The sequence below is a fragment of the Mycobacterium persicum genome, assembly GCF_002086675.1.
In the GTDB taxonomy this organism is placed as follows: Bacteria; Actinomycetota; Actinomycetes; order Mycobacteriales; family Mycobacteriaceae; genus Mycobacterium; species Mycobacterium persicum.
The window spans coordinates 1-22,213 of the sequence record NZ_MVIF01000013.1 but is presented as its reverse complement, the minus strand read 5'-3'; the positions used below and the strand labels follow the sequence as shown (position 1 = coordinate 22,213).

20 protein-coding genes are annotated in these 22,213 nt (G+C 65.4%); 7 read left to right on the top strand and 13 right to left on the bottom strand.

Features of this window, described 5'->3' with window-relative positions; all coding sequences use genetic code 11:
* Positions 1 to 456: 456 nt before the first annotated feature.
* From eccA to esxW, 7 genes are all read right to left on the bottom strand, one after another.
* Positions 457 to 2,292, bottom strand: coding sequence for a type VII secretion AAA-ATPase EccA (gene eccA, locus BST40_RS06755; protein ID WP_075546626.1), 1,836 nt, complete (start codon positions 2,290 to 2,292; stop codon positions 457 to 459).
* On the bottom strand, positions 2,289 to 3,500 hold the full coding sequence (gene eccE / locus BST40_RS06750; RefSeq protein ID WP_075546627.1) for a type VII secretion protein EccE: 1,212 nt from the start codon (positions 3,498 to 3,500) through the stop codon (positions 2,289 to 2,291). Before eccE ends, eccA begins: the two co-directional genes overlap by 4 nt.
* Positions 3,497 to 5,269 (bottom strand): type VII secretion-associated serine protease mycosin, encoded by a 1,773-nt coding sequence (gene mycP, locus BST40_RS06745; RefSeq protein WP_075546628.1) that lies wholly within the window; start codon positions 5,267 to 5,269, stop codon positions 3,497 to 3,499. The genes eccE and mycP overlap by 4 nt, the downstream gene beginning before the upstream one ends.
* Positions 5,247 to 6,758: a type VII secretion integral membrane protein EccD gene (gene eccD / locus BST40_RS06740; protein ID WP_075546629.1), complete on the bottom strand. Its 1,512-nt coding sequence runs from the start codon at positions 6,756 to 6,758 to the stop codon at positions 5,247 to 5,249. The genes mycP and eccD overlap by 23 nt, the downstream gene beginning before the upstream one ends.
* Positions 6,759 to 7,029: 271 nt before the next feature.
* Positions 7,030 to 7,932, bottom strand: coding sequence for an ESX secretion-associated protein EspG (locus tag BST40_RS06735; protein ID WP_023363995.1), 903 nt, complete (start codon positions 7,930 to 7,932; stop codon positions 7,030 to 7,032).
* Between the two features lie 99 nt (positions 7,933 to 8,031).
* Positions 8,032 to 8,316 carry a WXG100 family type VII secretion target gene (locus BST40_RS06730; RefSeq protein WP_023363993.1) on the bottom strand — a complete coding sequence of 95 codons (285 nt, stop codon included), beginning with the start codon at positions 8,314 to 8,316 and terminating at the stop codon, positions 8,032 to 8,034.
* A 38-nt stretch (positions 8,317 to 8,354) separates the two neighbouring features.
* Positions 8,355 to 8,651 carry a type VII secretion system protein EsxW gene (gene esxW / locus BST40_RS06725; RefSeq protein WP_036403122.1) on the bottom strand — a complete coding sequence of 99 codons (297 nt, stop codon included), beginning with the start codon at positions 8,649 to 8,651 and terminating at the stop codon, positions 8,355 to 8,357.
* A 367-nt stretch (positions 8,652 to 9,018) separates the two neighbouring features.
* Here esxW and BST40_RS06715 point away from each other — a divergent pair, with 367 nt between their 5' ends.
* Positions 9,019 to 10,206, top strand: a complete 1,188-nt coding sequence (locus BST40_RS06715) for an IS110 family RNA-guided transposase (protein ID WP_083153849.1) — start codon at positions 9,019 to 9,021, stop codon at positions 10,204 to 10,206.
* Positions 10,207 to 10,308: 102 nt separating this feature from the next.
* Here BST40_RS06715 and BST40_RS06710 read toward each other — a convergent pair whose 3' ends face one another.
* Positions 10,309 to 11,505, bottom strand: a complete 1,197-nt coding sequence (locus BST40_RS06710) for a PPE family protein (RefSeq protein ID WP_075549599.1) — start codon at positions 11,503 to 11,505, stop codon at positions 10,309 to 10,311.
* A 36-nt stretch (positions 11,506 to 11,541) separates the two neighbouring features.
* On the bottom strand, positions 11,542 to 11,841 hold the full coding sequence (locus tag BST40_RS06705) for a PE family protein (RefSeq protein ID WP_075549598.1): 300 nt from the start codon (positions 11,839 to 11,841) through the stop codon (positions 11,542 to 11,544).
* Positions 11,842 to 12,669: 828 nt separating this feature from the next.
* On the opposite strand from BST40_RS06705, the gene BST40_RS06700 reads away from it, so the two are divergent.
* Positions 12,670 to 13,947, top strand: coding sequence for an Rv1453 family transcriptional regulator (locus tag BST40_RS06700; protein WP_075549597.1), 1,278 nt, complete (start codon positions 12,670 to 12,672; stop codon positions 13,945 to 13,947).
* A gap of 38 nt (positions 13,948 to 13,985) precedes the next feature.
* Here BST40_RS06700 and BST40_RS06695 read toward each other — a convergent pair whose 3' ends face one another.
* From BST40_RS06695 to BST40_RS06680, 4 genes are all read right to left on the bottom strand, one after another.
* Positions 13,986 to 15,389, bottom strand: coding sequence for an acyl-CoA synthetase (locus BST40_RS06695; protein WP_083134892.1), 1,404 nt, complete (start codon positions 15,387 to 15,389; stop codon positions 13,986 to 13,988).
* Positions 15,390 to 15,398: 9 nt separating this feature from the next.
* On the bottom strand, positions 15,399 to 16,199 hold the full coding sequence (locus tag BST40_RS06690; protein ID WP_075549595.1) for an esterase/lipase family protein: 801 nt from the start codon (positions 16,197 to 16,199) through the stop codon (positions 15,399 to 15,401).
* Positions 16,200 to 16,202: 3 nt separating this feature from the next.
* Positions 16,203 to 17,111, bottom strand: coding sequence for an alpha/beta fold hydrolase (locus BST40_RS06685; protein ID WP_075549594.1), 909 nt, complete (start codon positions 17,109 to 17,111; stop codon positions 16,203 to 16,205).
* Between the two features lie 74 nt (positions 17,112 to 17,185).
* The gene (locus BST40_RS06680) at positions 17,186 to 18,643 is read right to left on the bottom strand and encodes an aldehyde dehydrogenase family protein (protein ID WP_075549603.1); all 1,458 of its coding nucleotides are present in this window, start codon (positions 18,641 to 18,643) and stop codon (positions 17,186 to 17,188) included.
* Between the two features lie 200 nt (positions 18,644 to 18,843).
* On the opposite strand from BST40_RS06680, the gene BST40_RS06675 reads away from it, so the two are divergent.
* From BST40_RS06675 to BST40_RS06655, 5 genes are read left to right on the top strand one after another with little or no spacing between them, the layout of a single operon-like run.
* Positions 18,844 to 19,386, top strand: coding sequence for an FAS1-like dehydratase domain-containing protein (locus BST40_RS06675; protein WP_075549602.1), 543 nt, complete (start codon positions 18,844 to 18,846; stop codon positions 19,384 to 19,386).
* A complete protein-coding gene (locus BST40_RS06670) occupies positions 19,386 to 19,805 on the top strand; it encodes a Zn-ribbon domain-containing OB-fold protein (RefSeq protein WP_075549593.1) in 420 nt (139 codons plus the stop codon). Before BST40_RS06675 ends, BST40_RS06670 begins: the two co-directional genes overlap by 1 nt.
* The gene (locus tag BST40_RS06665) at positions 19,802 to 20,245 is read left to right on the top strand and encodes a MaoC family dehydratase (protein WP_075549592.1); all 444 of its coding nucleotides are present in this window, start codon (positions 19,802 to 19,804) and stop codon (positions 20,243 to 20,245) included. Before BST40_RS06670 ends, BST40_RS06665 begins: the two co-directional genes overlap by 4 nt.
* The gene (locus BST40_RS06660) at positions 20,242 to 21,420 is read left to right on the top strand and encodes a lipid-transfer protein (RefSeq protein WP_075549591.1); all 1,179 of its coding nucleotides are present in this window, start codon (positions 20,242 to 20,244) and stop codon (positions 21,418 to 21,420) included. Before BST40_RS06665 ends, BST40_RS06660 begins: the two co-directional genes overlap by 4 nt.
* On the top strand, positions 21,417 to 22,046 hold the full coding sequence (locus tag BST40_RS06655; protein ID WP_075549590.1) for a TetR/AcrR family transcriptional regulator: 630 nt from the start codon (positions 21,417 to 21,419) through the stop codon (positions 22,044 to 22,046). Before BST40_RS06660 ends, BST40_RS06655 begins: the two co-directional genes overlap by 4 nt.
* The last annotated feature ends 167 nt before the right edge of the window (positions 22,047 to 22,213 follow it).

Genomic DNA, 22,213 nt, shown 5'->3' with positions numbered 1-22,213 from the left:
TTGATCGGGTCCGTTCAGCCCACCTCCTGTCACGATCGGGGCACGTCGGGGTGCCACAGTGGTAGCAATATCCCGGATGAAGTCACCCTCGCGAATTTGCCAGGAGCGCCACCCCGGTCGTCCGAGCTTTTAGCACCACACAGCGTATCCGGCCACAGCCGCCCCGGAAGCCAGTTGGACCTAACCCATAGGGGTAGCATCGGGAAAATCTCGACCCGCTTACCGGCGGCGTGGGTCAATATCCTTTTTCCGTGCGGAAACGCAAGCTCACACCGGTACCGCCGTCCGGCAGTGGTACCCCGGGCAGTGGGTCACCGTCGTCGTTCCACGGCGGGGTGACTCAGCAGACAGGTCGAGCTTTCCCGCACGGGAATCCGGTTACGATGGCGGCACGCTGGGCTAGTGTCCGGGTCGTAAGGTTAGCTGTTGGCGGCCAACCAGACGGCTACATCTCGGCTAACTCGTCGTCTTCTTCTCCGCCACTGCAGCGCTGAGGCCTTCGGCAAGGTCCTCGCGGGTCAGCTCCTTGAATCGGAGCATCTGGTGCTCGCTGAAATCGGTCAGATCGCTGTTCAGTACAGCATCCAGATCTGCGTCGTCCAAGCGGAAACTACGGTGATCACGGGCTTTCTCGACGACATTGCGCACGAAGCCGGCGTTGCCGAGCATGTCGATGCCCCGGATCAGATCACCGTCTTCGGAGTAGGTCTGGTCGTTGTAGAACTTGGTGTACGACGGCAGTAACACCTGGGCTGCCGCGTCGGTGATGACGTCTTCGTTCTCCTGGCCCATCAACCGGGTCAGCGCGATCAATTCTTGCGGGGTATAGCTGAAGAACTCGATTACGGTCGAAAACCGCCGTCGCAGACCCTGATTCACTTCGAGCATCTTCTCCATCGCCTTGGCATAACCGGCGCCGAAGACCACGAGCTCGTCGCGGTGGTTCTCCATGTAAATCAGCAGGGTGTTGATGATCGCGTTGCCGTAGGGATCACCCTGGGAATAGCCACGCTCGTGCAGAGTGTGCATCTCGTCGAAGAAAACCGCGCCACCCAGCGCACCCTCGAGCATTTCTTCGGTGTTCTTCTCCGCATCGGCCATGTACCGGCCCAACAACTTGGTACGACTGGTCTCCACCACCAGCGGCTTGCGCAATACCGTCAACCCGCAGAGCTGCTTGGTGAATGCCCTTGCCACCGAAGTCTTTCCAGTACCCGGCGGCCCCAATAACAAGGTGTGACGCGATGTCACCGGGACGGGAAGCCCCATCTTGGCCCGCGCCAAGTTCACCTTGGTCGTCGCCTTGATGAGTTTGATTTCTTTCTTGGCCTTTTCCATGCCGAGCATCGCATTCAGCTCGGCGTCCCCTTCAGCCAAATACTTCGCGGCCATCTCGGCATGGCGAGCAGCCTCAGTTTGGGCGCGGGTCGGCGCACTATCCGGATCCCACGGATCTTTGCGCGCCTCAATCGTTTCCGGATCGGTCAGTACCAGCCGGAAGTTGGGATTGTCCAGAGCCTCGCGGGCCGGGGTGAACTTGGGGTCGCGCGAATACACCCGGCGCAACAGTTCAACGGCTTCCTCCTCGCGGCCGACATGCCGCAAGCACATGCCCTGCGTGTAGAGCGCAATGTTGGCCGCACCGGGCACCCGGTCCCCTTCAATGGCTTCTTGCGCTCGCCGGAACGCCTCCTCGAACACGCCCAGTGACGCCAACGCGGTGGTGGCCATCGCCGCGCCGGCGGCCTTCAGTTCCGGGTGACGCCAGGGCGTTGCCTCGGGAAACTGGTTGAGCACATCGGGCCAGCGTTTGGTGCGGAAGTAGAGCACGCCCCGCACATAGCTGACCAGCTCGGTGTCGAAAGGATGGCGGGGGTCGGTGGCGTCGAGTAGTTCGGCCGCCTCCTGGTAACGCCTGTTCTCGGCGAGGACCGCAGCGTATGCGCATGCCAGCGAATCAACGCTGGTGACGGCCAGCCGCAGAAACAACCCGTCGGAGACCTCGGGACGGAACTGTAGGTCCGTCACGCCGAGACGGCGGGTCTCCCAACCGAATGTCCTGACCGCCGCCCAGGCGCCGGCGAGCACCTCGATGCTCTGGTCGCCGGCGAGGATCCGGGCCAGCCAGGCATCGCACATGCCCGGATCCAATTTGGTGGCGGTGGTGAACATTTGCGCTGCCACTTGTGGGTTGTGGCTGGGCTGCAGGCTATTGACCGAGATTCCAGAGGCGAGCAGACCGGCGACCAGGGCGTTGCGGGCATCTTCAGCGGTTGACTGCGGGCGAGTCATTGCCCTGCGGGCGAGCTCGTTGCGTGCTCCTGTACTTGATCCACAGGCAGTTCAAGCTCGTCGTAGTCACGCAGTTCGCGACTGGGCACGACCAGTCGGGAACGTTTCCCCGGCACCGGCAGGCTCGCGCGCACGGCCGCCAACTGACGCCCGGTGAGGCGGTTGAGCCCCGGCGTGAGCTCCTTGGGCAGACGTGAATCGCTGTGATAGCGAACCCACGCCGACATCTGCGGCCGACCGGCTCGCATCGTCAGCCGTACCGTGATCACAGTGGCGCCCACTTCCGGGGTGTCAGGCAACCACAGGTGGTCCAGCGCATCGGAACTGATATCTGACGGCGTCACCCAGAAACTGGTGACGAATCCGTTGAAATGCTTGAGACGACGCCAACCCGGCCGGCTCCAGGTTGGCTCCAAATCTGCCAACACCGCGCTGTCTACCTCGGCCAACTCATCAGCGGTCAGCGGCCGCGCGGCACAGGTTTGACCGTCCAGATCCTGAACCAGCCGCTCGGTAGCCGCAACCAAAGTCGCGGCCAACGAATCACGGGAGGCGACCGCGGCCACGTTGCGCTGCGGATCCATCCGTAACACCAACCAGGTACGGCGCCGGTTGGCGGCGGGTTTGTCCCCCACCATTCCCCAGTCCTCAGGACCCCACTCGTCCAACGAAGCCGACGCTTTGGCGGCCTCGGCGCCGCCGCGCACTTCCACCGACACGATGTCGATGCCATCGAGTTGGATGTCGAATTGTCGCAAGTTTTCAGCAACCGCGCTCACCGGCAACACCGCCGACTGCGAGGTCCGATGACGATGTCGGCCAGGCTGGTCGCCCTCACCACCGTCGACCTCGATCACCGTGACCAACTGGCCCTGATATTCACGCACTCCGACGGTGTCACGTCCGAAGTGGCGCTGGTGATCGATCGCCGGCGTACATCCCGCGCCCAGTGCCGTACCCGGATCGGCCGACCAGTCCCACACCCAGGTGGCGATACCCGAGGTCACGGTGATCCCGTGATAAGTGACGATCGACAACAGTGTCAGCACCACCGCAAGGCCCACCCCGACCCACCATGCGACGCGGTACTGGCCTTGCCATGAGTCCGGGAAGTGGCTGGCGACCACGAGTATGACCACGTCGGCCAGGAACACCGTCGTCAACCGCGGCCACGACAAAGCTAACCCGAACCTATGCTGAGCCTTCATCGCTGCTTCCGTGATCGTCGCATCAATGTCGCCGTACCGAACACCGCACCGCCTATCAGTAGCGCCCCGGTCAATCCCCCGGCCGCCACCCAAACCGGAACCATATTGCGTTCGGTGGGTGGTTTCGGCAGCGCCAGTGGCGCTGACAGTTGCTTCGGCGGCTGGACAGGCCCTTCTGGCACATCCCAGGTCAGGGCTGCCACCGGGTCCACCACACCGTAGCCGACCTGGTTGTCCACACCGCGGGCGGGCGGCCTGGCGGTGTGAATCAATCGGTTCTTGATCTGGTAGGCCGACAATTCGGGGTACTTCGCCCGGACCAGGGCCACTACTCCGGACACGATCGCGGCGGAGAAACTGGTGCCGGCCGGAACCAGCAACGTGTTGTCCGGGCCGTCAATCGCGTTGATCAAGCCGTCGTCTCTCGGCGAAAGGCCGACGACGTCGGTCCCCGGTGCGGCAATCGAGACCCATGGCCCCGCGATGCTCATTTGACTCATCGGCTGACCATTGGCGTCGACTGCGCCGACCGTCAGGACGTAGTCGCTGAACCACGACGGGGTCACCACCGTGGTGACCGCGTTCCAGTCACGGGGATCGCTGGGCTGCAACGGATCGAAAACCGGGTTCTGCTTGCAATCCTTCTTGCTGCTGTCGCCGGCCGCGGCCACGATGACCGCGTTCTTGTCGACTGCCGCGTAATGGACCGCCGCACCCAACACCCGTTGATCGATCACATTGCGCGCGCTCATGCAGGTCACGTCGGAGATGTTGATCACCGAAGCACCCATATTGGCAGCATGCACGATCGCTCGCGCCATGGTCTGGACATTGTCGATCTTTTGTGCCGTCTGCGGATCTTCATCGCCGGTGTACGGGTCTTTCAGGCCGAAGGCCTGACTTGATTGGCGGATGGAAATCAGTTCGACATCCGGGGCGATTCCACTGAATGCATCGGGCGGCGGAGCTGGTGCGGGCGGCGGGTCGAGCGGACGCGGACGGCTCGTGTTGTCGACACCAACTACCCGCCGGCCACCGGAGTAGCTCGGGATGGTTACGGTTCCACCACCGTGGGTTCCTGCCGGAGCTTGACCCGGAGCCTGACCTGGAGCCGCCGGAGGCACCGGCCCCGGCGCCGGGGCGGCACCCGGGGCCCCCTCCTCCGACGGTGGAGCCGGAACCACGGTGATCGTCTGGGTCTGCGGCGGGACCGGTGACAGCGTCACGGTCTGCGGCGGTGGCGGCTTCTCCGTGGTCGGGATGGTGACGGGCCGGCGCGGAACCGCCGGAGGCGGCGCCGCCCCATTGGCCGGAGCCGCGCCGATCATCGACGCCACGATGGTCCCGTGAGCATCGCAGTCCGACAAGCCGTCACCGCCGGCCATCACGTAGTCGCCGCCGGGAATCAGGTGCGGAAACCTGGGGTGCGGCGTCACGCCGGTGTCGATGACGGCGACTTTCACCCCCTCGCCCCGGCCGAACTGCCATGCCTCGGTGAGGTTCAGCATTTCCATGTATTTGGGGGGCAAGCGGAAGTCGGTGCCGGGCAACGTTCCGACTTCGGTGCAGTAGGAGTTCTGCTTCATCGGGGCGACGGGGCCGGGCGGACCATCAGGTGGCAACGCCGCCGGGTCGATCGTCGGGGGGGAAATCGCATGCGCCGGCGGCAAACCGGCTAGCGCACCCGAGGCAAGCAGAATCGCGGCGACGGCCGCGGCTGGGCCACGACCACGCCGCAACCTGTCGTTACCGGTACCGGATCGCTGCATAGACATTCATCAACCACAATGCCAGCGGGAAGATCGGCATCAAGCACAGATATTCGATCCATTCCACGAACTTGCGGAACAGCGGGCTATAGATGGTGTTGGGCACCACAGCCGCAGCTGTCAGACCCGCGGCCGGCAGCAGCACCAGGATGGCCGCGGCGATCGACACGGACAACGGCGAGGCCAACACCAGCGCATACCGGATAACCACCGCGGCGACGACGATCACGCCGGTGGCGGCCAGGGTGGTCGCCTGCCAGCGGTCGACGTATGAGCGTCCACGCAACAGCAGGAACCCGGCGGCAAATCCGGCAAGCAACAGCGGCAGCCAGCGTTGCCCGGTGTGCGGATTGCACAGCGCGGTCAGACATACCACCATCAGGACGCCGAGCCCCACCAGTAGGCCGCTCAGGAATGACCGGGCACGTTCGGCCTGCAGCACCACATCGCGTACCGACGCCGGCCCTTCGAGGGTCGCCGGACCACCACCGGACCTCACCACCGTGGTGGGCAGGTCGGGACGGGCCTCGAAGACCCACCTGCTGGTGGCGGACGGGAACACGGGCAGCCGGATCCCGGCCAGCCGCCGTGACAGCGCCGGAGCCGCGTGATAGAGCAGGACGCTGGCCAGCACCGTGCTACTGAACAACGTCACCGCACTGGCTGCCGCGACCATCCGGGCCAGACCCGCAAGCGTCGCCACCGCGCTGATGGTGACGATCGCGGTGTAGATCCCAAGCCGGCGACCGGTAAATCGCAGCGCCAACGTGGCGGCGACTGACAGCACCCCGAAACCCAGCACCGCTTGCGGCGACCCGACCGGACCGGGAGGCGCCGCCGCGGCGGCCACTGCCAGTGGAGCGAGACCGCTCATCAGCATGATGTCGGCAACACGGCGATCCGGGTCAGTCTTGGCGCGCATCAACAGCAGCAGCGACACCGCCAACACCAGTACGGCGACCACTGACGCGAAAATGGTGGTCAACCACGTGTTGTGGTGCCACCTCCACCAGCCGAGTACTCCTGATGCCAGGACGACGCCGATGGCCACCATCGAAGCCCCGACCTGGACGGCGACAACCGGGTCGATCGAGGCGAATCGCTTGCTGAGATTGGACGCAACCGCTGTGGAGATGTGCTCGATGACTTGCGACCGCTTCTCGGTGTCCGGGATGAAACGGATCCACAGCCGGTCGCCGTCATAGACCTCTTGTTCGGTCAACGACTGCGTGGCCCGCAACGGCGAGCCATCGACCAGACACAACGCCCACCGGCCGCGGCCGGTGGCCTCGAGGGGAGGCTCGCCAAGCTCTCGGAGCCTACTGTTCACCACTTTCAACAGCGGTTCGGTCATCACCGAAACCGGGGCGTTGGCATCCAGCAGCACGCCGATCTGGACGCCGACACCGGCCATGATGCCGACGACGACTGATCGGGGCGACGAGACGCCCTCGATTTCGGTCTGTGGCGCATCAGCTACTGCGGTCATCGTCCTGTACCCCCTGCCGTGGCGAACGTGGTAGCCCATGACTTCAGCCGCGCCCGGGGCACCGTCGGTGTACTCACCGAGGCGTCACCCCAGGTGAGTTGCGGATCGACCAACTCCGAATTCATTTGCCTCGCCTCGCGACTAAATGGTTGTGGTTGACGTTTGCTTTTCAATTTTTGCAGCCGCTACCAGAGCAGTATGCCCGGTCCGCATCTGGCTCGCATTCTATGTTTGAAAGCGTTGTAACACTTCGTTATTGGTAACAGCGTTGTTAAACCCTGCTGTGTGTTTTCCACTCGCCGTACGGCAGCGTGTCCAACACGGTCTTCACCCCGACTTGCACCAATTGCGGGGTTGCCGGGCAGATAGCCAGCCACGCCTCCCCGGAGCCCGCGGTTCGCGCCTGCTGGTAGAGCGCGATGCGCCCACCAGATCCGTCCTTAAGAGACAGCACCGAGGCGCTCGGACCCTTGGCATCGTCTCGGTACTGCCGCGCATAAACCGCGACCTCGGCTGCAGGATCGGATAATGCCTGGCCCAGCGCGGCCACCGTGGAGGCGCTGATACCCATTCGCCGGAGGTCCCCGCCGGAAAAGACGTTGAAGCCGGATTCCTGCCATGACTTGGTGGCCTCCAGCATCTCCTCCAAAGGCACGTTGACCGCATTGATCGCAGCTGGGTCGGCGTGGTGAATCGATTCCAGCCCGTCTATCACCAGTGCGGCGATCGATGCGCTGTCGGTTACCGAGACGTCGTCGACGGTGATGTCGTTGCCCACCCGCACCGCGGACACCCAGTGTTGGCCTCGGCGGGCCAGCACTACCCGGAATTCGTTGTCCGGAATGTCGCGCGAACCGGGCGGCTGGTTCTCGTCATCGACTACCCCGTACAGCAACTTGCCTCGGGAAAGCAGGGCGACGACCTCGAGGTCGGGCGCGGCGAGCACCCTCATTCGGGCTGCTACCTGTTCGTTGACCGTGTCTCCGACGACAATGCCCTGCTCGCGCATGACCGCCATTCCGGGATGCTCATTCAGCCAGTCGTTGTTGTCGGTGGATACGTACGGCCGGCACCGCAGTTCGGGCGCAACGTGCCGGATATCCAGTAGCGCCTGGAGCATCCAGAAGCCGTCGACGTTGACGGTGATATCGGTGCGCGTGCTCTGTTGATCCATGCCTAACCTCAGGGGTTTTCAGTTGTTCGACTGCAGGTCAACTGCAGGACACGGCAGCACACCCGGTAGTTGGTGTGCTGCCGCGCCTGAAGTTCGTTTTTAGGCCCAGCTGGAGCCGACGGCGCTGTCGGTCTGCGCCATGTTGCTGCCGGCGGCCTGGACCTTCTGACCGTGGGCGTTGGCCTGCTCGTAGATCACCTGGAAGTTGCGACCCAACTGGGTGATGAACTCCTGGCAGGCCACCGAACCGGCGCCGCCCCAGAAGTCGCCGGCAGCCAGCACATCGCGAACGATGGCCTGGTGCTCGGCCTCGAGCGACGCCGCCTGGGCACGAATGGTAGCGCCGTGGGCGTCGACATCGCCGAACTGGTAATTGATGGTCATTGGTCTTGTCCTCCTGAATCGAAGCTATTGGGCCGGGGCTAGCTGCTGAGGATCTGCTGGGAGGCCTGCTCTTGCTGCTCGTAGTTGTTGGCGTCGCGGATCAGCCCGTCACGCACTCCGTGCAGCATGTTCACAATGTTGCGGAAGGCCTGGTTCATCTGGCCCATGGTGTCCAGCGAGGTGGCCTCGGCCAGACCGCTCCAGCCCGCGCCGGAGATGTTCTGCGAGGACGCCCACATCCGCCGGGCCTCGTCCTCAACCGTCTGAGCGTGCACCTCGAAGCGGCCCGCCATCGCGCGCATCGCGTGCGGGTCGGTCATAAAACGGCTGGTCATTTGACTGTTTCCTAATCGTTTCGTAGGGATGGGTTGCTGGTCGTTGACCGGGGTCTGTTCCTGCGGGGTCTGCCGTCAGGCGATGCCTGGTGTTTCCCGGCGTTCGACGTCTTACGAAAGAACGGCGCGCCTGGCGGCAGATCCTGTCCGGTGGTGGTGGGATGCCGTTGCCTGAGCCCGCCGCAGGGGTGAGTTCCCCGTGGTTGTTCCCAAGCCTTGAGCTCTTCGACGGACTGAAGTCCTGCGGCGTGCTGGAGTCACGGACGGCTACTGAGATGACGGACCTTCGATTCCTGCGATTAGGGCGCCGCGTGAGTCCACCGGTAACGGCATGACTACTGATTGAAGGAGTGATGACACCTTGTCGCTGTTTTGTGGAATCGAGTGGGCCACTGAACATCACGATGTCGCCGTTATCGACGACGAGGTACATGTCGTGGCCCGCGGGCGCGTCAGCAACGACGCGCCGGGGTTCGCGGCGTTGCTGACATTGCTGGCCGAAGCCGGCGACAGCGCCGCTGAACCGATCCCGGTCGGCATCGAGACCGATCGCGGTCTGTGGGGGGCGGCCTTGCGCGAGACCGGCCGGACGATTTATTCGATCAACCCGCTGGCGGCCTCTCGCTACCGGGCCAGGTATGCGCTGTCGGGGGCCAAATCCGATGCTCCCGACGCGGTTCTGCTGGCCAATATCGTGCGGACCGACCCCGGAGCGCACCGACCGCTGCCCGCCGATACCGAGGCCGCCCAGGCCATCCGAGTCCTCGCTCGGGCCCAACAAGATGCAGTATGGGCGCGTCAGCAGATCGGCAATCAGATCCGCGACCTGCTCAAAGACTTCTACCCGGCCGCTCTCGTCGCGTTCGCCGACTTGGCCGACGGCGGGCTGGCCCGCCGCGACGCCCGCACCATTCTGACCGCCGCTCCAACCCCCGCCCAGGCCGCCACACTGACCCCTGCCCGGCTGCGCCGGCTGCTGATCAAGGCCGGCCGCAAGCGCTACCTCGACCGCGACGTCGCACGTCTGCGCCAGGTTTTCGCCGACACCTACCTGCACCAACCACCGGTCGTGGAGAACGCGATGGGCATCCACCTCGCCGCGCTGCTGGGCCAGTTCGAGGCGGCTTGCACCGCTGCCGACGAACTCGCCGAGGCGGCGATCAGCCATTTTGAGCAACACCCGGACGCCGAGATCATCACCAGCTTTCCCGGTCTGGGGATGTTGGCCGGCGCCCGGGTGTTGGCCGAGATCGGCGATGACCGTTCCCGCTTCGCCGAGGCCCGCGGTTTGCAGGCCTTCGCCGGATCCGCCCCCATCACCCGCGCCAGCGGGAAGAAAGCCGTTGTACTGCATAGACATATCAAGAACCGGCGCCTGGCCGCTGTCGGCCCGATCTGGGCCCTGGGATCGCTGCGCGCCTCCCCAGGAGCACGCCGCCACTACGACGCCCGCCGAGCCGCCGGAGACTGGAACCAACAAGCCCAACGACACCTGTTCAACAAGTTCCTCGGTCAACTTCACCACTGCCTGCACACCGGCCTGCTCTACGACTAACACGTTGCGTTCCCACCTCCTCTCCAGCTCGCGGCTTGACTTTTAACTTCGTGAGATGCCTTTCGTTGGGGATGAGTAGGGTGTGCGTGACGCCGTTAAGCACTACCCGGCGGCTGGGGTGCGTGGCATGACATAGGGCCTCGGGGTTACCCGTAATACGCTGCTGACCCCATTGCCACCACCGGCGTTGGCCAGTTGCCCGAGCGGCAGCCCGCCCAGCATCTGTCCGGGCCCACTTTCGGCGGCGCTGGAGACGGCGGTCAGCGGCAGCGCTCGGGCCGCCGGAGTGACCGCTTGGTTCGCGTCGGCCCAGACCTTCGGCACGGAGAGTCCGCCGACTGAAAGTGCCCGGCCAAGGCCCGCCGTGACCCCGGCACCGCCCAGGCCAGACGAACCCGGCCCGCTGCCCAACCCGCCCCCGAACGGACCGAGCCCCTGAAGCGTGCCTCCGGCAGCCATAACCGCGCCTTCGACAGCCTTTTTCGCCTCCGGAATCAGCCCCTTCATCAATGAGTTCATGGTGTTGGTCATCGAAACACCCGAGTTGGTCATCGACACATGGTTGTTGACCATCGAGATGATGTTGCTGATCGGCGACAGGTGCGGCGAGACAGTCTTCCAGAGTTCTCCCACCTTTGCCAAAGGCGAAGCGCTCTGGGTGGGCTCGGCGAGCTGTTGCAGCGCCTGAGGAACATTGGACATGAGCTCGTTTGCCGCGGCAGTGTCGGTCGCCTCCTCGACCGCGGCGGCCTGCTCGACGAGCCCACCTGCGTCCGTGATTTCCGGGGCCTCCTCGAACGGCGTCAACGTCTCGGCGGCCACTGCGGCCGAACTAGCGTAGCCATACATGGCGGCGGCATCTTGGGCCCACATCTCGCCGTACTCAGCTTCGGTGACCGCGATTGCCGGGGTGTTCTGGCCGAAGAGGTTGGTGGCGATCAGGGTCATCAGCTGGATGCGGTTTTCAGTGATCACCGGCGGCGGCACCGTCATGGCGAATGCCGTCTCGTAGGCGGCCGCCGCCGCCCTGGCCTGGTTGGCAGTCAGCTCGGCCTGCGCTGCGGTGCTACCGATCCACGCCACATACGGCGAGGCCGCCGCAGCCATCAAAATTGCCGACTGACCCTGCCACTGGCCCACCAGCAGTCCCCAGATTACCGACTGAAACGAGGAGGCGGCGTTGTACAGGTCAACAGCCACGCCGTCCCAAACCTCTGCGGCGGCCAGAATCGAGCCCGAACCTGGGCCGGTGTACATCTTGGCGGAGTTGACCTCCGGCGGTAAAGCCCCGAAATCCATTTTTTTGTCCTTCTGCTCGAATACCGTCGGCCAGCGTTACTGGGCCGCGACGACGTTGGCGGCCTCCGTGGCGGCATAGGAACCGGCACTGGTCGCAAGAGTGGCCACAAACTGCTCATGGATGGCGGCGGCCTTGGCGCTCACCGATTGAAACATCGCCGCATGCGTAGCGAATTGAGCAGCGACGAGCGCGGATACCTCGTCAGCAGCCGGGGGCAACACGCCCGTCGTCGGGGCGGCTGCAGCGGCATTGCCGGCGCTCAATGCCGCACCAATGGACCCGAGGTTGTCAGCTGCCGCCGCCAACGCGTCTGGTTGTGCTGTCAGAAAAGACATGCGCTTACCTCCTAAAGGAACCGAGCGTTCGCCCAGCAATGCAGGTTTGTCTTTTGAGCCGCCATTGGCTCGTGCCCTCCGCCACGGGTTGGCGTTGGCGGTGACGAACTGACGTCAATGGTTACGAACACGCAAGGGCAGCAACAGGTTCATTCCCCCAATAAACCCCGGCCGAAGGTGCAAAACGCACCCGCCCACTCGTCCGGAGGTGAAATCGTCTCAATTGGCCGGTACGGACGGTGCAAAATGCACACTCGACATTTATCGCAGGGCGTCGGCCGCATAGATGTGGCTACCGGCTACCGGGTAGCCGGTAGCCGGGCCGCACCAATCCGATACATCGACGCCTCTGGTCAAGCCACTACGGAGCCGGCAAAGAATCCACGTATTGCACTGCGCCGCAGTGAATTTGGGGCCTTGTCGAGATGCCTGCGACCCGCTCGGATTTTCGCCGGGCCGGTACCGACTGTGAATCGGCGCCAGGAGATTTTGTTCATCCTGGTTTGAACCCTGATGGAGCCGCGAAAAGCTTGTTTAATATCTTGTTACCTTGAGTTCAATTGTCGTTCATGATCTGCGGGTCAGCCGGCCAACGGCTACGCAAGTTATTCAGTGCTCAACGGCCGCAGGCGCGTTACGCCCGGGCGCGACTTGCTTCTGTTTCGCGAATCCACCGCTCCAACAGTGCGCTACACCACAACGAGATGTCAGAGGCGATGAAACCCACAACCTATGATCCCAGCTTCCAACGGGCACAAGAGGTTAAATCCACCCCAACAGCCGGAAACATGACGTGCACTGCGCACCTGCCACCCCTAGAATCGACGCGTGGCATGGCAACAACCCTCGCCGCGAATACGTGAGCTGATCCGCGAAGGAGCCCGGATCGCCCTCAACCCCGGCCCGCAGTGGATCGAAGAATTGGACCGCGCCACAGTGGCGGCCAATCCTGCCATCGCCAATGATCCAGTCCTGGCCAAGGTGGTCAAAAAAGCCAACCGCGCCAACCTGGTGCATTGGGCAGCCGCCAACATTCGTGACCCCGGCGCTCCGGTGCCGGCAAACCTGGGCGCAGAGCCGCTGCGCATGGCCCGAGATCTGGTGCGACGCGGGCTAGATGCATTGGCACTAGACGTTTACCGCATTGGGGAGTACATCGCCTGGCGGCTGTGGATGCACATCGCGTTCGATCTCACCTCCGACCCCGAGGAGCTACGTGAGCTGCTCGACGTGTCGGCTAAGTCGGTCAACGACTTCATCGAAGCAACGCTTGTCGGCATCGCCGCGCAGGTCCAGCTAGAACACGACGAACTGAACCGTAGCAGCCATGCGGAGCGACTCGAAGTAATCGGACTCATTCTCGAGGGCGCCCCGATGAGCCGGGATCGCGCCGAAGGTCGATTGGGCTATCCGCTAAATCGGGCCCATACTGCCGCTATCGTCTGGAGCGACGAACTCGACGGCGACCACGGAAATCTCGATCGAGCCGCGGACGCGTTCAGTCATGCGGTGGGATCGGCGCAGCAGCTAACCGTGGTCGCCAGTGCCGCCAGTCGCTGGGTGTGGCTGGCCGATGCCACCAACCTCGACGTCGACACGATTGAACAGGCAATCGACCAGGCAGTCGACAACAATCCGGGCGCGCGTATCGCCATCGGGACCACCGCAACCGGGACCGAAGGCTTTCGGCGCAGCCACCTCGAGGCGTTGACTGCGCAGCGCACCCTGGCGCGACTGCAGTCAGGTCAGCGAGTGGCATTCTTCTCCGACGTGCAAATGGTCGCCCTGGTAACCCAAAACCCCCAAGCCGCGGGGGAATTCATCACCAGCACGCTGGGAGACCTGGAAGCGGCAAGCACGGAGCTGCAGACGACGCTGCTGACCTTCATCAAGGAGCAGTGCAACGCCTCGCGCGCCGCAAAGCGCCTCTACACCCACCGCAACACGCTGCTGCGCAGAATCGAGTCCGCCCAACGACTGCTGCCGCGGCCGCTCAGCCACACCTCCGTCGAGGTCGCCGTCGCACTCGAAGCCTTGAGGTGGCGGGGCACCAAAATCGGCAAACTCCCCTCGCCCGCAGGTCACAGCGACGGCGTGCCGGCTTAGCCAATTCGCGGCCAATTCGCGGCCAATTCGAAGCCGATTCAGCCTTCCGACAGCAATTGCTTCTTGAGCACCTTGCCGAGCGCATTGCGCGGCAGCGACTCCACGATTCGCACCTCACGTGGGCGCTTGTGGACCGAAAGCTGCTGAGCGACAAACTGAATCAAGTCATCCGGGTTGGCCGAGCCGACGATGTAGGCAACGATGCGCTGGCCCAGGTCCGCGTCGGGGAACCCGACGACCGCGACCTCCGCCACATCCGGATGCCCCAGCAGCACCGTCTCGATTTCGCCTGCGCCGATGCGGAATCCGCCCGACTTGATCAAGTCGACCGACTCGCGTCCCACGATGCGGTGCATGCCACCGGCATCGACGACCGCGACGTCACCGGTGCGATACCACCCGTCGGGGTCGAAGGCTTCCGCAGTGGCATCCGGCCGATTCAGGTAGCCCTCGAACATCGTCGGGCCCTGAATCTGAAGCCTGCCAACGGTTTCGCCGTCATGTGGTACCGGGTCACCGTTGTCGTCGACCAACCGGGTCCGCACGCCTGCCAGCGGCAGGCCCACCCAACCCGGACGACGTTCGCCGTCGGCCCGGGTCGACACGGTGATCAATGATTCCGAGGCGCCGTAGCGTTCGATGGGCCGGTGCCCGCTGACCGCGACCAGCTTGTCGAAAACCGGCACCGGCAGCGCCGCGCTGCCGGACACCAACAGCCGCGCCGGCTTCAGCGCCTCGGCGGCGGCCTGGTCGGCCGCCACCCGCGACCACACCGTCGGCACCCCGAAATACAGTGTGCCGCCTGCCGCGGCGTACCCCGCCGGCGTCGGTTTTCCGGTGTGCACGAACCGATTTCCGACGCGCAGCGAGCCGAGCAGACCGAGGACCAGGCCGTGGACGTGATACATCGGCAACCCGTGCACCAGGACGTCATCGGCGGTCCACTGCCAGGCGTCGGCCAGCGCGTCGAGGTCGGCGGCGATCGCGCGCCGGCTCAACTGCACGCCCTTGGGCAGGCCGGTGGTGCCCGAGGTGTAGATCACCATCGCGACGTCGTCGGGTGACGGTTCGGGATAGCGGTGCCAGGACCGGGCGCGTAACCGAACCGGAATGTGCGGTAGCCCTTCGGTTTCGTCGGGTACCGATCCCAGCCAGGCCTGCGCACCGGAGTCGGCCAGCATATGCCGACGTTCGGCCACGCCGACGTCGGCCGGTACCGGAACGACTTGCACACCGGCGAGCAGACAGCCGGTGACGGCCAGCACCGTGGCGGCGGTCGGCGTGGCTAGCACCGCGACCCGGTCCGCGCCCGCGACCCGCTCGGCCACTGACGTTGCGGCGCCAAGCAGGTCACTGCGACTGAGCGTGACGCCGTCGATGCTGACCGCGTCGGCGATGTCGGTGGCGGTCAGGTCATCGGGGTTCAGTGAGGCCAGCAGCACCTGAGCAGGCTACCCAGCGTCGTCGACGGCCGCGGCGGCGGTCTTCGACGATCCGGGAAACAGCGGCCGCAGCACCACCGGCGCGCGGAACGGGGTCCAGCTGCCCCGCGGTTGCGCCAGCCGGTCGGCGATGGCCCACACCGTCGCCGGATGGTGGCCGTAACCGATGTGGCTGGCCAGTACCGCGATGTTCTCGCTGCGCGGCCCGGGCGGATTGATGCAGGTCTGCCAGGCGACCATGCCGTCGAAGCGCGAGTAGATCGCTGTCGTGGGGACCGGCATGGGTTCGGCTTCGGATTTCAACGGCAGCGCGTGCTGTTCGGAGTGCAGGTGGGCGTAGCGCTTGAAGCTAGGGGTCGCGCGCGTCTGGCCCTCATCCTCCATGCGAAACGGGCTGCCGAGGGTGATCACTTGACGCACCGCCGCCGGATGACGCCGGGCCAGCGCACGCGCGAAGATGCCGCCCAGACTCCAGCCGATCAGGCTGAGCGGAACGTCGTAACGGGCGTGCAGCTCCTCGAGGCGCAGTTCCATGCCGCGTACCGCTTCGGGCGTGGGACCGATGTTGCGGCCGAGGCCCCAGCCGTGGGCCCGATACCCGAGGCGGCGCAGCAGCCGCCGCAGCGTCCAGGTGGAACCGTCCCCGGCCAACAGGCCGGGCAGCACCAGCACCGGGTGCCCGTCGCCGGCCGGCAGCATCCGGCGCAGCGGGAGCACACTGACCAATTGCCCGTACTCGGCCACCGCACGCGGGATATCGGTGAGGTAGAGCGCCAGTGGCGGGGCGCTGACGGGTTTGGTCGTGGCCATGGGTCAGCCCTCCTCGTCCCAGACCTTCATCATGGTCGCCAAGATCTCCTCGCCGCGGCCGAGCCCGGCGAGGTGGCTTTCCCCTGGAAGGTGGAACAGCTCGGCGTTCGGCAGGCGCGAAACGACGTGCTCCCCATGGGAGAACGGGATGATGTGGTCGTGGTCGCCGTGCCACCAGCGGACCGGGACCGTCACCTCCTCGAGCCGGAATCCCCAGTCCCGGGCGAACACGATGACGTCGGCGAACGGCGCGGCCAGTTGCTTGCGGCTGCCGTTGAGCAGGTCGTCGAGAAACATCGCCTTGAACTCGGGACGGGCCAGCAGATGCCGGTCGGCCTGGGGCGAGAGCAGCGCGTACACGTCCAGTGCCGGGGACGCGACCGGCCGGGCCGCCCGGATCAGCAGGCTGGCGGAAAGCCGCAGCGGGCTACCGCCCAGCTTGAGCAACGGCGCCACCCGCACGCCGAAGTTCATCACGCCGCCGGTGATCGCGTCGGGACCGTGCGTCGGCGCCACACCACCGAGCACCCCGGCGGCCACCACCTTGTCGGGCAGCCCGGCGGCGCAGGCCAGCGTGTAGGGACCCCCGCCGGACAGGCCGACGACGGCCATCTTCTCGATTCCGAGGGTGTCAGCGATGGTCCGCATGTCGTCGGCGAACGCGGAGATGGTCTCGTACTGATGCGGGGTCGACGAGCCGATGCCGGGTCGGTCGACGCCGATCAGCCGGACGTTGTGGTGTTCGGCATAGACCCGGGCCTCGGTCGGGATCTGCCGGCGGGCACCGGGGGTGCCGTGCAGCCAGAAAACCGCACGTCCCTGCGGGGCGCCGAACTCGGCGAAACCGATCTGGCGATCTTCGCCGACCGCGATGTTTCCTTCGATCTTGGGACGGGCAATTGCGACGACCATCCCGAGAGCTTCGCATGCGACTTTGCTCGTGACAATCCGGAATGGGTCCGGCGCGGGCGTTTTGCTGCGCACCCTCAGACGGGCATCCCGATCGCCTTGGGCTCCATGTACTGGTGCAGGCCGGCGACTCCCCCGCCCTCGCGACCCAGGCCGCTCTGCTTGAAACCGCCGAACGGCGCGTCGCCGGGACCGAAACCGTTCACCGCGATCTGGCCGGTGCGGATGCGGCGAGCGACACCGATGGCACGTTCGGCGTCGGTGCCCCACACCGCGCCGGACAGGCCGTACTGGGAGTTGTTGGCGATCGCGACCGCCTCATCGTCGTCGCGGTAACGCATGACGGTCAACACCGGCCCGAAGACTTCCTCCTGCGCAATGGTGGCGTCCGGGGTCGAGCCGGTCAGGATCGTCGGCTCGTAATAGAAGCCCGCTGCTAGCGCCGGCGGGCGCCGGCCGCCGGTGGCCAGGGTGGCGCCGTCGGCGAGCGCCAGGGAGACCAGACCCTCGACTCGCTGGCGTTGTTGCTCGCTGATCAGCGGACCCATCTGGACCTCCGGATCGGTGGGATCGCCGACATTCACCTGGCGCGCCAGCGCCACCAGCCGGTCGACGACGTCGTCGTGCATCGCGTCGGGCAGCAGCAGCCGGCTCTGCAGGATGCACGCCTGGCCGGCATGCAACAGGCAGGACTCGAACAGCATCCGCTGCAGCAGCTCGTCGGTCAGCGCGGCGTCGTCGAGCACGATGCTTGCCGACTTGCCACCGCACTCCAGCAGGACCCGCTTCATGGTGCCGGCCGCGGCGGCCATCACCTCGCGCCCGACCGCCGAACTGCCGGTGAAGCTGACCATGTCGATTCGCGGGTCGACGGCCAGCAGCTTGCTGGCCTCGATGCTGCCGGGCGTGACGACGTTGACCACCCCGGGCGGGATGTCGGTGTGCTCGTCGATCATCTTGGCCAGCGCCAACCCGGCCAGCGGGGTCAGCGGCGACGGTTTGAGCACGACGGTGTTGCCGGCCGCCAGGGCCCGGCTGAGCTTCATGACGTTGAGACTGTGCGGGAAGTTCCACGGCGTCAGGATCGAGACGACACCCAGCGGCTCGTGACACAGCACGGTGGCACCGGCGCCCACCGATCCGATCGGCTCCTCGCGCAGCGTGGTAGCGAGTTGGCCGGCGCGCTGCGCGATGAACGACGCGCTGTCGATCTGCATCATGCGCTCGTTGGCCGTGCAACCCCATTCGGCCTGGGAGAGCGCGAAGAACTCGTCGGCGTGCTGTTTCAGCGCCTCGCCGAGCTGAGTCAGGCAGGCGGCGCGTTGCTGGTGGCTCATCGCCGGCCAGGGGCCTTCGTCGAACGCGCGACGGGCGGCCTCGATCGCCTCGGCGACCTGGCCGACGCTGGCGTCGGGCGCGGTGGCGATCGGCGCGCCAGTCGACGGCGAGATGTCGTCGTAGCGGCCGTTGTGCGGTTCCACCCAGCGTCCGCCAATATAGAGCTGGTAGGTGTCGACAAGAGGTGATTCAGCCATCCGCATCCCCAAACCGCATATCGGTCATATCAACACCTGGTGTACACCGGTCGCAGTTCGGAGTCAACGAGTGCCAGCCCGAATTACCGGCAATTTCAAGCATATTGACAAGCAATGTCGTACACGAGTAAACACAATTGGCGAACATCTTGTGTGGATGTGTCGGATTCGCTCTGATCGATCTGCGACGGGAGGGCGCCGTGGCGTCAGCCGAGTTCCGAGCCAAGTTGCGGGCTCTCGTCGGGCAGCACACCGGTGGTACCGGAAAGCCGTTGGTGGCGCCGGATCCGGTCAATCAACCGATGATTCGGCACTGGGCGCATGCGCTCGACGACATGAACCCGGTGTATCTGGATCCGGAGTTCGCGGCCACGTCGAGGTTCGGCGGCATCGTGTCACCGCCGGTCATGCTGCAGACGTGGACAATGCCGGCGCCGAAGCTCGAAGGGATCCGGGAGCGGGGCGGAGCCCCGACCGAAATCACTTCCAATCCAACGGCATTCCTCGACGAGGCCGGCTACACCAGCACGGTGGCGGTGAATTCGGAATTCGAGATCGAACGCTATCCGCGCCTGGGCGACGTGATCAGTGCGATGACGGTGTACGAGGACGTCTCCGACGAAAAGGAGACCGCGCTGGGCACCGGCTTCTTCCTCACCTGGGTGACGACCTATGCCGACCAGCATTCAGAGGTATTGGGCCGCCAACGATTCCGGGTCCTGCGATTTCGGCCGAAGCGCTGATGGCGACCCGGCCGGCACCGGCAATCAGCCCGGACACCGAATTCTTTTGGCGCGGCCTGCGTGAGCACAAACTACTGATCCAGCGCTGCAACGGATGCACAGCGCTGCGTCACCCGCCGCGCCCCATGTGTCCCGGATGCCGCTCCCTGGACTGGACGGCTGTCGAGTCGTCGGGCCGCGGCACCGTCTACAGCTACGTGATGCCGCACCAGCCGCGGTTTCCGTTCTTCGATTACCCCTACATCGTCGTGCTGGTGGATCTGGCCGAAGGCGTTCGGCTGGTGTCCAATCTGTGTCAGATCGATCCGGCCGATGTCGCGATCGGGATGCCGGTCGAGGTGTACTACCAGAGCTTCGAGAACGACCTGGTGCTGCACCAATTCCGGCCCGGCCCGCGAGCCACGGGAGGACCTCGGTGACCGCTATCACTACTCTGAGATGGGCCGACGTGGCCCTGGGCGACGAGCTGACTCCGCTCGAGATCCCGGTCACCGCAACGGTTATCGTCGCCGGCGCGATCGCGTCGCGGGACTTCATGCCGGTGCACCACGACCGTGACTACGCCAACAAGCAGGGTTCGCCCAACCTGTTCATGAACATCCTGACCACCAACGGGTTGTGCGTCCGTTTCCTCACCGACTGGGCCGGGCCCGAGGCGATGGTCACGAAGCTCTCGATTCGCCTTGGCGTACCGTGCTTTCCGGACGACCCGCTGCGCTTCACCGGCAGCGTGACGGGCAAGTCGGCCGGCTCAGGTGGCGAGAACTTCGTCGAAGTGACCTTCCAGGCCGCCAATAGCCTGGGCAAGCACGTGTCCGGCACCGCCATCCTCAGCCTGCTCGACAAGGCAGGTGCATGACCGGCTCGCTGGCCGGTGCCGCGGCCATCGCCGGTATCGGCCAGACCGAGTTCTCCAAGGAGTCCGGGCGCAGCGAGCTGCAATTGGCGTGCGAGGCGGTCAGCGCCGCACTCGACGACGCCGGTGTGGCGCCCGGCGATGTCGACGGCATGGTCACCTTCACCATGGACGCCAGCGACGAGATCGCCGTCGCGCGCAACGTCGGAATCGGCGACCTCAACTTCTTCAGCCGGGTGCCGCACGGCGGCGGCGCGGCAGCCGGGACGGTGGCGCACGCGGCAATGGCGATAGCCACGGGTGTGGCCGACGTAGTGGTGTGCTACCGCGCGTTCAACGAGCGTTCCGGCCTGCGGTTCGGCGGCAGCGGGCGCACCAGCAGCGAAACTCCGCTGTTCATGGCGCATTACGCACCGTTCGGATTGCTCACCCCGGCAGCATGGGTCGCGCTGCACGCCCAGCGCTACATGTCGGCCTACGGCGTCACCAACGAACACTTCGGCGCGATCGCCGTCGTCGACCGTGCCCATGCGGCGCGCAACCCCGACGCGTGGTTCTATCAGCGTCCGATCACGTTGGCAGACCACCAGAATTCGCGCTGGATCGTCGAACCCGTGCTGCGACTGCTGGACTGCTGCCAGGAAAGCGACGGCGGCGTGGCGCTGGTGGTGACCAGCACGCAGCGAGCGCGGGACCTTCGGCAAGCGCCGGCGGTGATCACCGCGGCCGCCCAGGGCGCCGCCGCCGAGGGCGAAATGATGACCAGCTACTACCGCGACGACATCACCGGCCTGCCGGAGATGGGCGTGGTGGCCCGGCGGCTGTGGCGGGATTCGGGTCTCAAGCCCGCCGACATCCAAACCGCTTTCCTTTACGACCATTTCACGCCTTTTGTGTTCGTTCAGCTCGAGGAGCTCGGCTTCTGCGGGCGCGGTGAGGCCAAGGACTTCGCCACCGTGGAGAACCTGTCGCTGGGCGGGGCGCTGCCGATCAACACCAACGGCGGTCTGCTGGGAGAGGCCTACATCCACGGCATGAACGGCATCACCGAGGCGGTTCGTCAGGTGCGCGGCACCTCCTGCAATCAGGTCGACGGCGTCGAACATGTCCTGGTCACGTCGGGAACCGGGGTGCCGACCAGCGGCCTGATTCTCGCGCCGGGCAGGGTGAGCGGGTGACAACCCAACCGGCCACGACCGACACCCGCGACCTCATCATCGAGTCCGCCTACGCCTGTTTCCGCAAGCACGGCCTGCAGAAGGCGACCATCGTCGATATCGCCAGGTTGGCCAATGTATCGCGCAGCACTGTCTACGAGTACTTCCCGGACAAGGCCGCGATCGTCGAAGCCTGCGCCGAACATGCGTCCGAGCAGTTCTACCGCCAGATGGCCCGCGCCATGAGCCGGGTGAGCTCGTTGGAGGAAAAGCTCTGCTGTGCAGCGGTATTCGTGACCCGGGCGCGGCGGGAGATCGTGTCGGCGACGTATGTGGACGCGGACGCGATCACCTTGTTGTTGACCAAGGACGCCGCGGTACTGCTGCGCGAAAGCGTCGACTTCTTCGCGCCCTACCTCGCTGCGGCCAAGCTGACGGGCGAAGTCCGCAAAGACCTCGACGTCGAGGCGGCCGGCGAGTGGTTCGCCCGCATCCTGTTCTCGTTGTTCACCACGCCGTCGCCGGTCCGCGATCTGGACGACGCCGATGCCCTGGAAGCCGTTGCCGATCTCGTGCGTGCGCATGTGGTACGGGGTTTCCGCGGTGACCGGCCGCGGTCTGCCCGAGCGGCGTCGAAGCTGCGCTAAGCGTTGCGCTGGTGGTTTCGAGTGGGTGGTTGCGGCGTCGAGTGTGCGTTGGTGGCGTCGAGTGTGCGGCTGCGGCGTCGAGTGTGCGGCTGCGGCGTCGAGTGTGCGGCCAGGGCGGCCGAGCCGCGGAAAACCCGACCCGTGGGCTCACTCGACGCCACCAACGC

Excerpts from the sequence above, each read along its gene's own strand:
- BST40_RS06670 (WP_075549593.1), top strand. The coding sequence starts at position 19,386 with ATGGCGACCCGGCCGGCACCGGCAATCAGCCCGGACACCGAATTCTTT.
- eccE (WP_075546627.1), bottom strand. The coding sequence starts at position 3,500 with ATGAAGGCTCAGCATAGGTTCGGGTTAGCTTTGTCGTGGCCGCGGTTG.
- eccA (WP_075546626.1), bottom strand. The coding sequence starts at position 2,292 with ATGACTCGCCCGCAGTCAACCGCTGAAGATGCCCGCAACGCCCTGGTC.
- BST40_RS06705 (WP_075549598.1), bottom strand. The coding sequence starts at position 11,841 with ATGTCTTTTCTGACAGCACAACCAGACGCGTTGGCGGCGGCAGCTGAC.
- BST40_RS06680 (WP_075549603.1), bottom strand. The coding sequence starts at position 18,643 with ATGGCTGAATCACCTCTTGTCGACACCTACCAGCTCTATATTGGCGGA.
- BST40_RS06735 (WP_023363995.1), bottom strand. The coding sequence starts at position 7,932 with ATGGATCAACAGAGCACGCGCACCGATATCACCGTCAACGTCGACGGC.
- eccD (WP_075546629.1), bottom strand. The coding sequence starts at position 6,758 with ATGACCGCAGTAGCTGATGCGCCACAGACCGAAATCGAGGGCGTCTCG.
- BST40_RS06710 (WP_075549599.1), bottom strand. The coding sequence starts at position 11,505 with ATGGATTTCGGGGCTTTACCGCCGGAGGTCAACTCCGCCAAGATGTAC.
- BST40_RS06685 (WP_075549594.1), bottom strand. The coding sequence starts at position 17,111 with ATGGTCGTCGCAATTGCCCGTCCCAAGATCGAAGGAAACATCGCGGTC.
- BST40_RS06660 (WP_075549591.1), top strand. The coding sequence starts at position 20,242 with ATGACCGGCTCGCTGGCCGGTGCCGCGGCCATCGCCGGTATCGGCCAG.
- mycP (WP_075546628.1), bottom strand. The coding sequence starts at position 5,269 with ATGCAGCGATCCGGTACCGGTAACGACAGGTTGCGGCGTGGTCGTGGC.
- esxW (WP_036403122.1), bottom strand. The coding sequence starts at position 8,651 with ATGACCAGCCGTTTTATGACCGACCCGCACGCGATGCGCGCGATGGCG.
- BST40_RS06730 (WP_023363993.1), bottom strand. The coding sequence starts at position 8,316 with ATGACCATCAATTACCAGTTCGGCGATGTCGACGCCCACGGCGCTACC.
- BST40_RS06690 (WP_075549595.1), bottom strand. The coding sequence starts at position 16,199 with ATGGCCACGACCAAACCCGTCAGCGCCCCGCCACTGGCGCTCTACCTC.